The following is a 17,284-nucleotide window of genomic DNA, read 5'->3' on the forward strand; positions in this document are numbered from 1 at the left end:
ATCGTGGTGATTCTGGCAGGCTGGCCCGGTGCATGCCGACACTGCCCACCCGGCCCCGCAACGACTGGATCCGCAACGACTGGATCCGCAACGACTGGATCCGCAACGACTGGGTCCGCTACGACTGGGTCCGCGGACCTTCGAGCCGACCGAGCTGATCGTGATGGCGATCGTCAACCGCACCCCGGACTCCTTCTTCGACCGCGGGGCGACATACGGTGCGGCCGAGGCCTTGGCTGCGGTCGACCGTGCGGTCGACGAGGGGGCGGGGATCATCGACATCGGCGGGGTGAAGGCCGCGCCCGGCGGCGAGGTGAGTGCGGCCGAGGAGCTGCGCCGTGTGGGTGGCTTCGTCGCCGAGGTCCGGGCCCGCCATCCCCGGCTGGTCATCAGCGTCGACACCTGGCGCGCGCAGGTCGGACGGGTCGTCGCGGGTGAGGGCGCCGACCTGCTCAACGATGCCTGGGGCGGGGTGGACCCGGCGCTCGCCGAGGTCGCGGCCGAGTTCGGCGTCGGTCTGGTCTGCACCCACGCCGGCCATCTGCCGCCGCGCACCCGGCCGCACCGGATGGTCTACGACGATGTGGTCGCCGACATCGTCGCCACCACGGTGGGGCTCGCCGAGCGGGCGGTGTCGCTCGGGGTCCGGCCGGATGCGATCCTCGTCGATCCGGGGCACGACTTCGGCAAGAACAGCCGCCACTCCCTTGAGGCCACCCGCCGGCTGCCGGAACTGGTTGCTACCGGGTGGCCGGTGCTCGTCGCGCTGTCGAACAAGGACTTCGTCGGGGAGACCCTGGACACCGGCATCGACGAACGCCTGGAGGGCACGCTGGCCGCGACCGCGGTCAGCGCCTGGCTCGGGGCCCGGGTCTTCCGGGCGCACCAGGTGGCGGCGACGCGGCGGACGCTGCGGATGGTCGCGGCGATCCGGGGCGACGTCGACCTCGCCGTCGCTCGCCGCGGCCTCGCCTGAGGAACAGGAACGGGCTCAGTCGCCTTCGACGATCTCCCGCGGGGTCGGGGTCGGGGGCGGAGGGGAGGTGACGGTCGCCGCTGTCACGCCCGCCTCCAGGAAGTCCACCGCCTCGCCGATGCCGGTCGCCCAGCGGAGGGTGTCCCGGGCGCGCGGGCGGACGAACCCGCGGTCGACCATCTCGTCGACGAGGATCCGCAGGTGGGCGAAGACCCCGTCGGGGTCGAGGAGCACCACGGGCTTGGTGTGCATGCGCAGGACCCCGGCGACCCAGACCTCGAGCAGCTCCTCGAGGGTGCCCAGGCCCCCGGGCAGCGCCAGGAAGGCATCCGAGCGCGCGTCCATGAGCGCCTTACGCTCCCGCATGGTCTCCGTGACGATGATCTCGTCCGCGTCCAGGTCGCTGACCTCCATCGCGACCAGCGCCCGCGGGATCACGCCGACCGTGTAACCTCCGCTGGCCCGCACCGCCCGGGCGATCRCCCCCATGCACGACACCGAGCCTCCGCCGGAAACCAGGGTGTGGCCGCGCCGGGCGAGCTCGGTGCCGGTCTGGGCCGCCAGCAGGACGTACGAGGGGTCGATCAGCTCGGAGGACGCGCAGTACACGCAGACGTTCACGGAATATCCATACCTGCGGGCCGGGTGTGCCCGGCGGTTCMCTCCAGGATGATGCGCACGGCCTCGTGGATGTCGTCGGTGATCGAGAGGATCTGCAGGTCCCGCTCCTGGACCAGGCCGGCGGGCAGCAGGGTCGTCCGCATCCAGTCGACGAGTCCCGACCAGTACTCGGAGCCGATCAGCACCACCGGGAACCGGGTGACCTTGCCGGTCTGGACCAGGGTCAGCGCCTCGAACAGCTCGTCGAGCGTGCCGAACCCACCAGGGAGGATCACGAACGCTTCGGCGTACTTCACARACATCGTCTTGCGGACGAAGAAGTAGCGGAAACTGACACCGAGGTCGACCCAGTCGTTGAGCCGCTGCTCGTAGGGAAGCTCGATGCCGAGGCCCACCGACAGGCCGCCGGCCTCCTGGGCCCCACGGTTCACCGCCTCCATCGCGCCCGGCCCCCCGCCGGTGATCACCGCGAAGCCGGCCTCGGCGAGCGCGGCGCCGAGCAGCCGGCCCTGCCCGTAGAACGGGCTGTCCGGGGGAATCCGGGCCGAGCCGAAGACGGTCACCGCCCGTGGCAGTTCGGCGAGCAGGCCGAAACCCTCGACGAACTCGCTCTGGATCCGCATGACCCGCCACGGGTCGGAATGGACGAACCCCGAGGGGCTGCGGGTGTCGAGCAGGCGCTGATCCGTGGTGGAGTGCTCCACCTGGCCACGCCGGGCAATGACTGGCCCACGGAACTGCTCCGGCGGCGGGATGCGGCGCTCGCGCCCCATCGCGATCCCCGTGTCGCTACCGGTCCCGGTCCCACCGCCTGCGGGAGCTCCCGGACGGGCCGAGGTTCCCGGATCGGCAGCGGGACCAGAAGCCCCAGAAGCCGTGGGACGTCCCACGGGCGGGTCGTCAGAAGAAGGCACGGCGCCCTCCTCCTCAGCAAGCGGCGGGGAGGGCGGCTCCGGGCTCAAGGACGGCGTCACCACGGCACCATAGGCMACGGCCCGACAGACACATCACGATGCCCGCACGGTAGTAGGACGACGGTGGACGAGGTCAGGGCGAGGCTATGGCGAGCTGACCAGGCCGAGCGACGCCCTTCTGGCCTCGTCCCGCACCATCCCGAAGTACTCGACATACTCGAAGGCGCCCCGGCTCGAGACCACGCGGGCAGGAGCACCCACCGCGACCGATCGAGCAGCAAGCGATCGGGTTACCACGGCATTGGCGCCCACCAGGGCGTCGTCTCCCACCTCAAGACGACCCAGGATCCTCGCTCCAGTCCCGATACTCACCCGATCGCCGATTGTCGGGCGACCGAACTTCTCGCCAGTACCACTCTTTCCTATCGTCACATCGTGTCCTACGTTGCAGTTCTCACCAATTTCACAGGCACCAATGATCACACCCCCAAAATGGGCGATAAAAAATCCCGGACCTATCCTGGCGGCGGGGGRGATCCAGATACCCGTCACGATCTGCGAAACCCGAGACAGAACGCGGTAGACAACCGTGCCCAAGAGCCGCCCTGCCGCCCCGGCTACGCCTTTCTGCGGACTTGCGACGAACGCACCGAACCGGTAGACGAGGATCGCCTGGAGGCCGGGGTTGTTCAGAACAGCAGCGATGCGACTGGCCCCGATCGAGCGGGGTCGACGGCCATCGTTGTCGTAGTAGACAAATCGGTCAATGTCCCGAAGAACAACATTCTTCAACGAACACTCCCCTGGCAAAAAATGGATGAGAAATGGTCGTCCACTGCCGGTAGATCGTTGATTTCAGCCGGCGGGTATAAGCCACTTCGCAGGGCACTGCCACAGTATCGTCGGGGCGCCAGCCGAAAAAATCTTGGAAGTCCGGCCTTTCTAAGGTCTGCCTGAATAGACACGCACATAGTCTACGAACAGCGTCTGCGGGAACGCGGAGGCCGGYGGAAGCGGGGGGCTCAGCTTCGCGCTGACGGCGACATCCATGATTATATAGAAGTCTTTGTTCCACAGCCAAACCGGCGTGTCCTTCGGCTCGAGATGGCGGATGAGAAGGCCGTCGAAATAGAAGTCGAGCCTGTTCGGCCCCCAGTCAAGAGCATAGTTATGATAGCGATCCGCAAGCGTGCCACCTGGGTAGACATAGTTCTTTCCCCGCCCCCACCAGCCGGCCTCCCAACGATTTCCAGAGCCATCCACTCCAACAATGTTGGTATGGACCGTGGCCGGCTCGTTTGCCGTCGCCTCGACGACATCGATCTCGCCGGAGCGAGGCCAGTCATAAATTCCGTTCGGCCCTAGGAGCCAGAGAGCAGGCAACGTCCCGGTACCGATCGGCAGCCGGGCCCGGAACTCGAAGTACCCATATCTCCAGGAGGCCTTACCGCGGGTCTCCACCCGGCCCGACGAGAAGTGAGTATCCCCACAGGTTTTTACGGGAGATTTCTCCGCAATCGCCGTCAGCTTGAGATGGCCCTTGCCGTCCAGGCCGACGTTACGGGGATCGGCCGTATAACAGGAGACGTCCGTCGGCCCCCATTTCCCCCCTTGCGTGATCAACCACCTGGCGGGATCAACCGAGGCGTTCGCCGGACCGTCAAATTCATCGGACCACAGCAGTCGCGGCTCCATCCCGTCATCCTCTCGCGGAGTCCGCGGACCATTCGGCGGAGAAACCTCTCCGGAGGATCGGGGACTAGAACCTGCCGAGGCGCCGGTCGCCGACGGTGGGCCGGATGGTRGCGCGGAGGAGGTCACCATGCCGCCAACGCCCGGACCAGCCACCGAAGGTCGAGGCGTGGCCTGCGGCGAACCAGATTCCCGTTTCGAGGTTCCACATCCCACGACCAGGCAGACGAGAAGAAGAGCGACCAGTCCTCCGCGTCGACTCCGTCTCCAACGCCTCACCCGAGGTTTCATCCACCACGCCCCACATCTTCCGCCGGCATGACCAGTTGACTCGACGGTAAGCCATCTCACTTTCCGCAGAAACTACCATCCGTCAGAGGAGGTGAGCAAATGGGGATCCCGCCGTCCTGGCGCAGGCATCATCCCACCACAAACCCGTAGGACACCCACAGCGACAACAAGAGAGCCATCGGTCGAGGAACGCCGCGGTCACCGGTCGATCGAAGCCTCGATTCGTGCATGCTACCGGGCTGATCATTAACCGTTACGGCTGCAGGGTGGTGACAGCGCCCTGGCCATACCAAGTGGGCAAGGAGCCTAGACGCCATTAGGCCGGCCGTTCCGCCTGCGGCGAATGGGTATCGCCGCAGCGTGGTTCGACGGAAGGTGACAGGCGATTCACAGCATGTGCTGATCGACTGGCRGGCGCGCGTCGCCACTCCGGGCCTCTGGCGTCAATACRAATCCGGCACGCCCTCCAGGTCCCACTCAGCGCGGGAACGGACGCAACGATACACCGAGTTCCTTGACACGCTCATAGTTYACCACCTGTGGGGCGGGGCGGACAAGACCGAGTATCGAATCCGAACGTACCGGCAGTGGTATCCGCATCGCCTCCAAGGCCACGAGAGAACCGTACAGCGCMTTCCACGGGACGGGGAGGAATCGTGGCGAACGACCCGCCTCGCCCGCAAACTTCGCAACGATGTGCCGGAAGGACACCGGCTCTGGATGCGCGACACCAAGCGGCACCGAAATTTGACTATCCTTGACCAGGATCGCAGCCACCACAGCAGCCAGATCTTCCTCCTCCACAGTGAACTGGTAGGGGTTCCCACTCGGAGCCGGACTCACCGGAAGGCGGGACAACCGGGTGAGCGTGGCGGCCATCCCCCCCGCCCTCCTTCCGTAGACCAGGCCCGGCCGCACTACCGAGGCGCCGAAGGCGAGGGCGTCGCRTTCGATGGCGAGTTTCGCCGTCCCATATAGTTGCGCCGTCCCCTCATAAGCCGACATCGACGAGATGACGACGACCTTCGGGACGAAATTCTGCGCCGTTTCCAGAAGAGCTCGAGTCGGGTGGATGTTTGCCGCCTGAATATCCGGCCAGCGCCGGGCTCTCATGTCGTAGGCACAATGCACAAGCGCATCCAGACCATCGAGAAGGCCGGGGGCGAGAGCTCGCCTGGAGTCATAGAAGCGCCATTCTTCCGTCAGGTCGGCTGGCGGCCGTCGAACCAGTTGCACGGTCGTCCAGCCATCCTTGCGTAGCGCGTCCTGGATCACGCCGCCCACATARCCCTGGGCACCGGTGATCCCCACGGTGCGCGTACCCGTATTCGTCACAACCCTCGCACCTCTGATCCTATTCGGTGTGCATTTGCCATGATCGTAAAAGTGAATGTCGTCGCCGCCACCGAAGGGAACACCGATGCGTCAACCAGGTGAATACGCCGCCACCCCCCTACCCGGCCAAGCATGTCACTTGTATGCCGGGTTCCCGAAACCCCGGAGGAATGCGGGAAGCTCCCACCCCAGTGGTAGCTCTTACCCGGCGCCGAACAGGAAACCATCGGCACCACCGGCCACAGATCGAGGAACGGGGCGGCGGTGACGAGCCGTCGCACCACCTTCCGGAGCAGCCCATTTCCGAGGACGCCGTCACGGGTACCGCTCAGGTGAATTTCCGGGAGATCCGCTTCACCAGCAGACGGGACAGCCTGAACCCGTAGCCGCGGAGAGGYCCACGACGGGAGATAACCCAGACCGACCGTAAGCCGCCGAAGAACCTCGTCACCAAGTACGGAGCCCCAACCGGACTGCAGGACCCGCGGAAGCGCCTCGGTGATCGCGGGATTATAGGGATAAAAGTGGATCTGTGATACATCGAGACCGACGTCATCCAGCACAACAATCATATTGAACTGGTTGAGAGTCATCTCCCCGTCCGCACGCGGATCAGGTGTCCGGCGCCGCGACAGCATGGGAACCGTGAACTGCGCAGATTCGGCGAGCTCGATCCGCTCATCGAACCAACGCAACGAGTTCAGAGCAATCCTCGTGCTGCCCAGGGCGCCCGCGGCGAGAAAGATCCGATCTCCTTCTAGCTCCTGGGTCTGGCCACTCACGGTCTCCCGGGCGAACAGACGGGCCCCGGACTCGGACTCCTCAACCCGGAATACCAGGAGTCCCGRCAGGTACTTGACCCGACCTTCGCTGATCAACTGGTCGAATGTCTGTGCGGAGGAATAGATCAGCCGGTAAGGACAGCCTGTCATACAGAGACCGCAGCGGACACACTCGCCACCCCGGAGGGCCAGGCGAGCCTTTCCGACGGTGATGCCGTCGCGGCGCAGCCGCTCCCGATGCCTACCGTAGTCACCAATAACCTGGCGGGTCCGCGGTGCCAGGGTCGGCAGCGGTCGTGGCTCCCGGAACAATGGAAACAACTCGGCCAGATCGTCGATCGCGCCGGACATCGGGACATGGTCAAGGATTCGGCGGTAATGCGGCTCCAACTCCTGGAGGGTGAAGGGCCAATGGCCGAAAGTCGCCTTGCTGAAGGGCATCAACTGCGAGCCCCACACATTACTGAAACCGCCGTACGCGCTGGAGACTACGRCCCGGTTCGCACCCACCATCGCACTCACCCCGCGGAGCTGCCCCTCGTCCCGGAAGGGGAAGTCGGATCCGTAGACCCGCTTCTCCGGAAGGGCCCGGCGCGAGGTGGGCACCGGCTGACGACTGATGATCTCAACCTGGTCGGAACGCCACTCGTCCGACTCTGAGCGACCGAGCTCGTCGACGATGTTGGCAGCTTCGGCCTCGAGCCGCGTCCCGATGTCCACGACCAGGATTTCCTGGGTCGGGTCCTCGGCCAGTGCCAGAGCCRCTCCCGCGRCAGYGKGACCCGATCCCACGATTATCGTCCGGGACATGTCACTTCCTTTTCCTGGCTACCGGATCGACCACAGCGGCGTACGTTCCCGGGAGAATCACCGACCGGCGCGGTACTGGTGAAAAGTGCCCACGAGGTATCCGCTGCCGGCCGCCGCGACCCCGGCCARCATGGTGGCCGATCGCAACGCCCCGGAGAGTTCACCCGCACGGACCGCCCGGAGTTCCCGTGCCAGGCCACCACTCAACGTCTGCGCGACGAAACGCCGCTCGGCCGCCATGCTGGCCGCGCTTCCCATGCCTCGGAATGCGGCGACCTTGCCCTTGTTCACCGTGTAACAACGCTTCCAGAAGTACCGCCAGGTCAGCCTCTCCTTCGGCACGTGATGGTGGACCACTGCCGCCGGCTGATACATCACCTTCAGATGAGGCCAGCGGTCTGCCAGCCGATGGCACATATCCATGTCGTCATGGTTGTCGGAGTGGAATCCGTTGATCTCAGYCAGGGCGGAACGACGGACCGACATGGCGGCGCCGATCAGGCGTCGGGTCGGTGCGAGAGTCTTGGGCAGGCCCTCATAACTGCATCCAAAGACCCAGTCGAACTCGCCGGGAAACCAGCGAGGGCGAGGAACGGCGAAGTCCGGAAGCGGCGCGCCGCCGACCGCGACCACGTCGCGACGGCCGAAGACCGCTACGATCTCCGCCAGCCAGGAAGGGTCAGCGCGAGCATCATCATCGAGGAAGGCCAATATCTCACCCGCAGCGATTTCGGCTGCGGTGTTGCGAGCTGATCCCAGCCGTCCCGGATAGCGGTTCTCCACGACCACTACCCGGACATCCGCGTCTCGATCAGAGAATCTCTTGGCGGCCATCTGGAAAAGCTCTTCATTGTGGTCGATGCAGAGAATTATCTCTATCGGACGGTACTTCTGTGCGAGCAGGGAGTCGATCGCTCTGTTCAGCAGTTCCCATCTTTCGAGTGTGTATGCGCATACAATCGCACTCACCGTCGGTTCCGTCGTCGAATGCAAAACGCTTACCTTCCCCCTGATATCCCGGCATTCGTCCATGGGTCTCGCTCGTCGAATCTCCGGCGCCGAGTACAGGTCGTCAGTCGCTGTTCCGTCACCTCACGACCACCCCAAGACGCTTCTGGTCACCGCTCTGTTTCGGGTGCCATGCCAATTCATCCGGGTACCCGCTCGATGGCCACCGATGACGAACCAGACGTCTGCGGCCGGTCACGCCACACGTTCAGGAGGACCGGCGCTACGACGACCGCCTCGATGAAGACGGCGGTGACCCAGCCGACGCATAGACCCGTCGTCCCAAACATGCGGCCCCCCCCGAAGGCCAACGCGATCTCAAGAACCGTTCCGCAGGCAATCACCCTGGCCGCCGCGGCCATGCGGCCCTGTACTCGACGAAGAGTCACATAGTGATCCTTGACGACCAACGATATCGTGGCAAGGATGAGAATCCGGAAGGCGGCGACGGACCTACCATCGGTGTAGGCTTCTCCGAACGGCAGCAGAATCAGACTCGTGACGGATGCCGCGAGTGCGCAGAGCGTCACGCTGATCAGGAGCCCGAGCGGGATTGTCAGGCGCATCTTGGCACGCGCCTCCTCTTCGGCGCGGCCCGTGTGCGCAAGCAGGGCCGTCGGCAGTGCATAAGGAACAACGAAGAGAAAGGAAGCGGCCAGCCGAGCGGTCGAGAATCGAGCGGTGTCCGCCGGTGTCGTCGTCAGGGCGGCGATTACAGGAAGAATCAGAGTCGGCACGGTCAGCGCGAGGCTCAGCACGTAATTGCCGGCTATCTCACCCTTGATCGCCTTYAGCTCGGCGATCCCGGTCTGCCGTTCCGCTCGTCTGGAGTTTCGATAGGGTGGTCGCCTGAAGTACTTGTAGCAAACCGGGAGGGAGACGACCGACGCAATAAGCCAGGTGGCGTAGAGGTCCATGCCGGTGCGCAGGCCCACGATGACAAAGGCAACGAGCAGACCTGCTCTGACGATTGCGGCGAGCAGATTCCGAACAAGCTGGATCGCCCCACTCGCCGCCCGGAGGATCGCGTAGTCGAGAGTGGTGGTCACCGTAAATGCGGCCACTCCCAGACTGAAGGCAGCTATACTGCCTGGACTGCTACCGATTGGCTGCAGAGTGGTCGAGAGCCAGCGGGTACAGAACGCCCACAACAGGCCGAGTAGCAGCCCGGCCACCGTGACCAGCGCCATGCAGGCGCGGACCAGAGTCAGGCGGCGGTCCTCYGGCAGGTCGGGAAGATGCACCATGAGAAGCGTCCCGAGCCCCAGCATTCCGATCGTGCCGAGGACCGTCATCGAGGACACCGCCGCCGCGCCCACCCCAACGGCGTCGATGGAGAGCGTTCTCGCCGCGACCGACCAGAACACAGCTCCAAGTAAAGACGTTCCGAGCTGGGTGCCGAGTAGGGAGCTCACGATCGTCAACAGGCGCGCGAAACCGGCACCGGAAGCCTTCTGCACGGATTCGCTCGGGACGATACCGCTCCCGGCTGGCGTCTGGCGCCTTAAGAAGATCGTCTCCTCATCAGACCGACTCACGATAAATCCTCGCCAAGGCTTCCGCGCAGCCGTCCCAGGTCGGCAGGGTGGAGATTTCGGGAGTCGGCCTCGTCTCGCTCGGTGAGTCCCCAGCGCTGGCGAGCAGGTAGATGCCCAGCGTCTTCGCCACGAGTTGTTCATCGGCCGGATCCGCAACGCTCTGCGCGAGCCCTGCCGCAGCCAGCTCTCCCAGTCCGGCAGTGGGCGCCACCACCACCGGCCTACCCAGGGCCACGGCTTCCATGACCGCGACCGGATGAGCCTCATACTCGCTAAGCAGGGCCACGACACCCGCTCTCGCGATACAGTCAGACATTGCCTGCCGGTCCTCCGGTGGGATCGAGGTGAAACTCACCCGGTCCACCACACCCAGCCGGTCAGCCAGGCGCCTCAACTCCGGCTCATCAGGGCCCCGCCCCACCAGCATCAGCCGTACGTCAGGAACTAGAKTAATCAGACTCGGCAGAGCGCGGACAAGGTGCCGCTGTCCCTTGTACTTCTCCAACCGGCCGACGCAGACGACAAGCGGCTCACTCGTATCGGGTTTGACATGGCCACTCGGTGGAACGATGGACACTCCGTTCGGGACGACCGAGATCCGGTCTGCAGCGACCCCGGCTTGGCGCATGAAGATGTGGGACTCGAACTCCGCGACGCAGATGACGCGGCGGGCGTTCCTGATCAGTGGCCCGAGCAGGCCCCACTGTACTCGGCGCGCCGTGTTCCGGACCTGCGAGGAATGACCGCCGGTATGCGGTGAGACAATATACGGAATACCCCTCAGGCGAGCCGCCGCCATCGCCACCGGCGGCACGAGATTGTGAATTCCCTGACAATGAACAAGATCATAAGAACCGAATCCGACCACTTTGGCAACGGCCGGCGCCAAATAATAGTCTTTCTCTTGCGGCCACGCCGCGACCCGGTGCACCACCGTTCCCGCGACATTCTCCCTGCTGGGAAGCTTGCCGCTGCGGTCGGTCGTCAATATCTCCACGGTAATGTCACTAGTAGCGTTGAGTCGACGACTCGTCTCGTAGACATGCGTCTCGGTACCACCCATGTCCGGGAAGAATCGTGCCGCCACCTGGAGCACCCTCAGTGCCGTCCCCATTTCCCCCTCCTCAGGTCGACCCATCCTTCCGGGACCGGCTGTCCCGGGGTTCAAGCGCACGTCACCCGCGCCTAATCCTCGATCTCAGTGGAACGGACCACGTAACTACCGACCATCAGTTGAACCGTTGCGACGCGCGGGTCCCCGACATCACGAAGATCAACATAGAGCCGGACGTCATCGTCCCCAAAAAGACGACGAGTCCATACCGACCCGTCATCCCGTACTATCTGTAATATAAAAGACCGCTCATCCTGGTAGCCACGCACCACCTCGATTTCCACCTTGCCGTCGATACTGCGCGCGGCGATTGCTGTGACCGGTCGCCGCGCTACCGATCCCGACTGCCAGGAAAGCGCGATCGCCCCGCAGAACACAGCGACGACAATCGCCAAGAACAGCGCGCTGGACGGTTTCGGCATCGGGATCATGACCAGCCTTGCCGGTCTCCACGGTGCACCAGCCCGGAGAAGAAGTGCCACCACTACGGCAAGAAAAATGTCGTAGCCCACTGCGTGGGTGGCTAACCCCAAAGCGGAGAGAGCGAGAGAGACGAACATCAGGATGCACACGACTGCCAGCGCCGCGCAGGTATGCACATAGAAGCCGGTTAGCTGAGGCCGGCGTTGTAAAACCAGCCAGCGGATCCCCTGATACACGAAGGCRATTAGCGAAGTTCCCACGAGCCCCTCGAGCACGAGGATCAAGACTCTCATCGGCCGGCCCGGACAGCCGAGGTCGAGTCTTCCCAGAGGCCCGAGACGTCATAGATACGGACGGCTCCGTTGTCGTAGATCCGCCGCGATCCAGGCGTGATATCGAACTTGCCGAGTTCTGCATGGGTGAGACGCGTCCCCTTCGGGGCCTCACCATTCACCACGTAGTACGTCTCATGCGGCAACCCCTCGGCCAGCCGCTGATCGATCACATAATACCGTATCTGACCTCTCCGGAGCAGATCCCGCGCCTGGGCATGGAAGGACGGCGCGAAAAGGATCTGTCCGGTGTTCCCACCTCCAGGTACACCGATCACCAAATACTGATTTCCGGTGGCAGCCAAAAGCGCCCCTAGCTCCCGGTCCGCGGCAAAGTGGGCGCCGTCGGGAAGATTCCGGGCCGCCCACTGCGCCGCGGCGTTGGYGGAGCTATCGATGGAACGGCCGTCGGCAACGACGAGGTAGGGGCCCGGTATGCGGTTCCAATCGAGTCCAGAGCCCATCAGGGTGCCCCCCATGAAGGCTATGGTGCCGAAAAGGGCCACCACCCACCGCAGCGGCCTCCGATGGTTCTCGATATACCAGCCAATCGAGTATGCGGTGATGATCGACAACCCGATGAAGATGAAGGTCGATAGACGTACGGATATCTCCGCCGCCTTCGGGGCGATCGTGGCCACCAGGGCGATCGGATACAGGAGTTGTAGCAATCGAAGCGACCGCAGCACCGCACCCGCACGTCCGTCCGCCGCAGGTCTCCTCCGGAATGGGCCCAACGGCATGAGTGTCGCCATCCAGATAAGCAGCGAGAGCACAATGAGAACAGTTTCCCAGCGCGGGTTCCTGGTGCCACTCGAATCTGTCGAAATTTTTCTCGTCTCACCGGTCCCGCTCGCGATTCCCGTCAACTGGAAAACGGCATCGTGAAAAACTGGACCGAGATATCGGTTGAGCAGCGGACCACTGACAATCGCCCAAGAYGCGACCAGGACAAGGTCCGCCACTGTGATACCCAGGAATATGGTAGCGGTGCGGCGGTCCCGTCGGGTAAACGCGGCGACCGTCACCATTCCCAATATGGCGACGAACACCCAGCTCGTGGCATGGTGCGAGAAGGTGAGAGYCAGCGCCGCGCCCGCCGCCAAGACGGTTTCAGTGCGGCCCGCCGCCTCGTTCGTAACCAGCATGAGAAGCAGAACACCGAGAGCCACGGCTAGCGTCTGATACGAGTACTGCGCGTTGAAGAAGAAGAACTGCGGGCTACAGCTGTAGATACCGACAGCAATACCCGCGGCGTGGGCGGAACGAGTCACCTGCTCGGCGAGAAGGAACAGGCCGGCGATCAGCAGACCCCGAGAGAGCACGATGACAAGAAAGGCGGAGAGCTGTGGTGGCAGACGGGTGATCTGTGCCACCGCGTTGGTGACCACCTCGAGTCCAGGGAAGCGCGGGCTGACCGGCAAGCCAGAGTTAGCCGTGAAGAGACGACCCGTTTCCCGGATGTCATGCAAGGTCCGGATATGGAGCATCTCGTCAAAGCGGACGAACTGGTGGATCTGGAGTATCAGATACGCCAGCAGGAGGCCCATGCCCAACAACAAACAATCCGTTATTCTCGCCCGCCGAGATGTTGCCGGATCCAAGAGCCCCAGACCGGCCGGAACGAAGATCAGGAGCAGGCCAATCCAGTAGAGCAGGAGGCCCGTGCCACTCTCACCCTGGCGCCCGAGTACGTAGCTACCAGAGACGGCCAGCAGTCCCACCGCGGTGGCTGCCGCCACCGGTAGCGTCTCCCTACAGTACCTCTCGGAATCAGCGCGTAAAAGTAACCCGCCACGATCGCGGTAGTGCAGATCGGTCAACAAACTCGCACTCAGCCCAGCGGATACCACTCTCCGGGTCRCCTCCGGCCCCCGGCCTCGCCCGGTGCGTGCGGTACGAAGATTCCGGGGTATGAGAGTCGTCTCCTCCTCATGGAGGCGGTAGGCCGGCATTCCGCCGACCGAGGATGAGTCGAGTTTCTCGACTGGTGAGGCCTCGTTCCTCCGACGGTCAACGAAGCGATGCACGGACGACCTCGCGATAGACCTCCTCGATACGTGGCACCACCCGACTCGYGGTGAATTCTTTCGCACGCTCCTTCGCGGCAGTGCCCATGCGCGCCCGCCTAGTACCATCCGCCAAGAGATGCTCGATCGCGTCGTGGAGAGCCACCGGGTCGGCCGGGGRAACCAGGACTCCCTCCCGACCGCCAGTGATCATATCGGCGATGCCTCCCATCGGCGTGGAGATTACTGGTGTCCCGGACGCCATAGCCTCGAGGACAACGGTCGGACAGGGATCATGCCAGGTAGATGGCAGAACAGCGAAGCTGGCGTGAGCGAAGGCACGCATGATCTCAGCATGAGCTCGCGGCTCGCTCAGAATCACCCCGGGCGGAAAATAGCTCGGTGAATCTGCCGTCCGACGGCCGACAACGAGCAGCGGCGGACGATGATCCGGAAGCCTCTCGTAAGCCCCGAGTAGTGCCCCTATCCCTTTGTCCAGGCTCAGATCACCGACGAAAACCAGGTAGCCATCGGAGACGAGCCCGTCCGGCGGTCCGCCAGGCTCCGCGCCGATGAGCTCGTCGGGGATAAAGTTCGGGACGACCTCATAGGGAATCCGCCCACTGTCCAGCCGGTTGAGCCGGGCCACGGCGTTGCTCACCGCAAGGTATCGGTCGACGGCCCTGTCGCGCCGTCGTGTGCCACCGCGGTTAGYCGCGAAGGTCAAGGGCCCCACCACCCCGGAGTAGTGGTTTCTGGTGCATCGTATGCATCGTGACAGTGCTGGGCCGGAGCACACCAGCTCCCCCATAAACATCATCCGCTTAGTGGCACAGACATGGCTGTAGTCATGCAGGGTGACGACGATCGGGACGTCGAGGTACCTGCGCAGCGGCAGCGCACTGTTCACGATCCAGTTGTGCGCATGGATAACGTCGGGCTTCACCTCACGCACGATCCTGGCGATCGCCGCTGCTACTAGCGGATCTGGCACCGGCGGCGCATAGACTCGGTCGGTCGTGTAAAGCAATGGAAGACCTGCGGTTGTCGGCCGCACTAGACGCACGTCCAAGCCATCCCGCTTCTCGGCCGCCGCCCGAGGGCCAAAAGTTATCACCGTGACGTCGTGGCGTTCAGCCAGTTGCTTTCCGAGATTGAGGACATGACGTTCCTCCCCACCGACGATCGGCGGAAAGAACTGTGCCAGCAGAATTACTTTCACGATGATCGCGGTCCGGACCCCCGAGGYGGGACTCTTGACGGTTTGGGTGAAGTCATAAGAGGCGGTCTCGGTTCATGTCGTGGTAGGACCGCCTCATGGGTAGGGGAACTATCAGGCTTCTGATACATCGAAATTTGACCATCCGCCACACCGGCGGAACCGCTCCGCACGGCCCATACTCGGGAACAATCGTCCCGGCACAGGGACATCAGGCCGTTTCTTCGAAAGCGGGTAGGGCGCTCACCGTTTCGGCACCCCGCTGGATTGGAAGCGGATCGGTCCTAGGATAGATCGCCAATTCAGCCTTCTCGCTCGACGCGGAAGACTCGACGAAAATCGTGCGCAACACCCGGAAACCATCCGAGAATGCGTTCAGGTTACTGACCCCATGCAGGCGTGGATGTTCAAAACTCGGGACCTCCGCTATGCGAAGTCCAGCCCGCACGGCCCGCATGTTGATCAACGTCTCGATCTCGAATCCGTCCCCCCACTGCTTTTGGGGTCCGGCACCGCCTGTGTCCAAGTCGAAGATGGGGACGACCCGTCGCCAAAAAGCGTTGTAACCGTAGCAGAGGTCGGTGAAGTCCGAGCCAATGAGCATGTTGACCAGGAAGTTCAGGAGACGGTTCCCGAGGCGACGGAGACGAGTGATGTCGGCGCTTCCGCCGTTGGCGACGAAACGCGAGCCCTTGGCAAAGTCAGCACCCGCTTCGAGCGCATTAACGAACGCAGGAATCTCGCTCGGGTCGGCTGAGCCGTCGGCATCGAGCATGACAATGATGTCACCACTTGCCTGGGCGAACCCACAGGCCAGAGCGTTTCCCTTGCCACGGCGATTCTGGTGTGTCACGACTATATCCGGCCGAACACGACGAGCGACTTCGACGGTTCCGTCGGTCGAGTGGCCGTCAACCAGAATTATTTCAGCATCGCCCGGTAGTCGAGCGAGAACATGTGGTAGATTTTTTGCTTCGTTGAGAGTCGGGACGATGATACTGACAGTCGGCGAAATACGGCCTCGCATAAGAGGTCCCCCCGATTTCGATATACTACTGAATTTGGAGTCTTCTCACGCTTCTCGTGCACTAGCGACAGCAAAGCCTGACGGAAATCTGCGGCAATCAGGAATGGACGGAGCAGGTCGCTAGAAGAGACTGCGAGACAGGACTCGATCAGCGTCCGCTCAGCGAAGCAAAGACTCAACTACCACCCCCGCGACGGCTTGCCACTTCTTTACGAAAAAAATTAAGCTGAGCGCCTCACTTCGCCCCCGATCTCAAAGCGTGCCTCACCTCGCCAAGAAGCGCCGTCGCGTGCGGTAAGTGTACCAGGTAACCTTCTACAGGTTACCCCTATGGGCGTCGCCAACAGAGTGTGYACTGCAACACTATACGAAGACACACCGGATCACCGCTCCAACCCCCCTAGATCGCTACTCTCTGTAGGACTCAACTCCCGTTCACCCTCCCGCCGACACCGCGGCACCAGCATTCGAGACGGCCATCGGTGTCTTCATTTTGCTGCCACGACCCTCCACCGCAAGCAAGAAGTTGATGGGGGAGACGGCCAGAGATGGGCCCACGATCTGCTTCGCAGAGCATCCTTTGATGCATCTCCGCTCGGCCAGCGAGATAGAGCCGCCGAGCCAGGTGGGTCTCAGGCCAGGCGCAACAACGCGTCGTCGATCCGGTTAGAGTCCGACACGTCTCCCCGATCGACGGTGGGTCACACAGCTCCTCGCGCGCCCGACACCAATCGTCAGATCGCCCGGCATRCTGAGCTACCGGTCGTTGACGGGTTCCGGCTGGCAGGCTGCACGAGTCCTTGCCTGGGGCAGGACGGGACAAGCCAAAGTGATCATTTTCGGCAAACATCCCGGGACCCGCGGTCCCAAATACTCCCCGAAGGCCCCGGCCAACCGTCCCGGGAGGATCCCGTTCGGGATCCTCCCGGGAGAGAACCCGGACGACACCCAAGATCGCGAATCACGTCAGAGTACTGCCACTACGTGAGGAAGGCTCAGTACGCACCCTCGCGGCGCAGGACCGCGAACACGGTGCGCCAGAGGATGTAGAAGTCGAGGGGGAGCGACCAGTTCTGCACGTACCGCAGATCCAACCGCACCGACTCGTCCCATTCGAGGTCCGACCGGCCGCTGATCTGCCACAGGCCGGTCAGCCCCGGCTTCACCATCAGCCGGCGGTGCACGTCGTCCTC

Annotated in this window: 15 protein-coding genes; 1 reads left to right on the top strand and 14 read right to left on the bottom strand. The window is 63.5% G+C overall.

The window, feature by feature from the left end; all coding sequences use genetic code 11:
- Positions 1-163 precede the first annotated feature (163 nt).
- Positions 164-976, top strand: a complete 813-nt coding sequence (gene folP / locus Manayef4_RS17035; protein ID WP_011438213.1) for a dihydropteroate synthase — start codon at positions 164-166, stop codon at positions 974-976.
- Between the two features lie 15 nt (positions 977-991).
- Here folP and Manayef4_RS17040 read toward each other — a convergent pair whose 3' ends face one another.
- The 14 genes from Manayef4_RS17040 to Manayef4_RS17105 all read right to left on the bottom strand — a co-directional run.
- Complete coding sequence (locus Manayef4_RS17040; protein ID WP_070132237.1) at positions 992-1,597, bottom strand: TIGR00730 family Rossman fold protein; 606 nt, start codon at positions 1,595-1,597, stop codon at positions 992-994.
- A complete protein-coding gene (locus tag Manayef4_RS17045) occupies positions 1,594-2,370 on the bottom strand; it encodes a TIGR00730 family Rossman fold protein (protein ID WP_070132238.1) in 777 nt (258 codons plus the stop codon). The genes Manayef4_RS17040 and Manayef4_RS17045 overlap by 4 nt, the downstream gene beginning before the upstream one ends.
- 285 nt (positions 2,371-2,655) lie before the next feature.
- Complete coding sequence (locus tag Manayef4_RS17050; protein ID WP_070132239.1) at positions 2,656-3,303, bottom strand: serine acetyltransferase; 648 nt, start codon at positions 3,301-3,303, stop codon at positions 2,656-2,658.
- Positions 3,304-3,453: 150 nt separating this feature from the next.
- Complete coding sequence (locus tag Manayef4_RS17055) at positions 3,454-4,206, bottom strand: glycoside hydrolase family 16 protein (protein WP_023841754.1); 753 nt, start codon at positions 4,204-4,206, stop codon at positions 3,454-3,456.
- A 765-nt stretch (positions 4,207-4,971) separates the two neighbouring features.
- Positions 4,972-5,829 (bottom strand): NAD-dependent epimerase/dehydratase family protein, encoded by an 858-nt coding sequence (locus Manayef4_RS17060; protein ID WP_070132240.1) that lies wholly within the window; start codon positions 5,827-5,829, stop codon positions 4,972-4,974.
- Positions 5,826-7,124, bottom strand: a complete 1,299-nt coding sequence (locus Manayef4_RS17065; protein WP_254665706.1) for a 4Fe-4S ferredoxin — start codon at positions 7,122-7,124, stop codon at positions 5,826-5,828. The genes Manayef4_RS17060 and Manayef4_RS17065 overlap by 4 nt, the downstream gene beginning before the upstream one ends.
- 354 nt (positions 7,125-7,478) lie before the next feature.
- The gene (locus Manayef4_RS17070; RefSeq protein WP_254665703.1) at positions 7,479-8,453 is read right to left on the bottom strand and encodes a glycosyltransferase family 2 protein; all 975 of its coding nucleotides are present in this window, start codon (positions 8,451-8,453) and stop codon (positions 7,479-7,481) included.
- Between the two features lie 116 nt (positions 8,454-8,569).
- Positions 8,570-9,889 carry a hypothetical protein gene (locus Manayef4_RS17075; RefSeq protein ID WP_240724220.1) on the bottom strand — a complete coding sequence of 440 codons (1,320 nt, stop codon included), beginning with the start codon at positions 9,887-9,889 and terminating at the stop codon, positions 8,570-8,572.
- Positions 9,890-9,953: 64 nt separating this feature from the next.
- Positions 9,954-11,054 carry a glycosyltransferase family 4 protein gene (locus Manayef4_RS17080; RefSeq protein WP_254665704.1) on the bottom strand — a complete coding sequence of 367 codons (1,101 nt, stop codon included), beginning with the start codon at positions 11,052-11,054 and terminating at the stop codon, positions 9,954-9,956.
- Positions 11,055-11,152: 98 nt separating this feature from the next.
- On the bottom strand, positions 11,153-11,797 hold the full coding sequence (locus tag Manayef4_RS17085; protein ID WP_011438223.1) for a hypothetical protein: 645 nt from the start codon (positions 11,795-11,797) through the stop codon (positions 11,153-11,155).
- The gene (locus tag Manayef4_RS17090) at positions 11,794-13,578 is read right to left on the bottom strand and encodes a glycosyltransferase (protein WP_254665705.1); all 1,785 of its coding nucleotides are present in this window, start codon (positions 13,576-13,578) and stop codon (positions 11,794-11,796) included. Before Manayef4_RS17090 ends, Manayef4_RS17085 begins: the two co-directional genes overlap by 4 nt.
- Positions 13,579-13,849: 271 nt before the next feature.
- A complete protein-coding gene (locus Manayef4_RS17095; RefSeq protein WP_070132245.1) occupies positions 13,850-15,067 on the bottom strand; it encodes a glycosyltransferase family 4 protein in 1,218 nt (405 codons plus the stop codon).
- A gap of 208 nt (positions 15,068-15,275) precedes the next feature.
- The gene (locus Manayef4_RS17100) at positions 15,276-16,091 is read right to left on the bottom strand and encodes a glycosyltransferase family 2 protein (RefSeq protein WP_011438226.1); all 816 of its coding nucleotides are present in this window, start codon (positions 16,089-16,091) and stop codon (positions 15,276-15,278) included.
- A gap of 995 nt (positions 16,092-17,086) precedes the next feature.
- Positions 17,087-17,284 (bottom strand): sugar transferase (locus Manayef4_RS17105; protein WP_139140115.1); only part of this gene is annotated, 198 nt, incomplete at its 5' end.

The organism is Frankia sp. CgMI4, assembly GCF_001756285.1.
GTDB classification, from domain to species: Bacteria; Actinomycetota; Actinomycetes; order Frankiales; family Frankiaceae; genus Frankia; species Frankia casuarinae.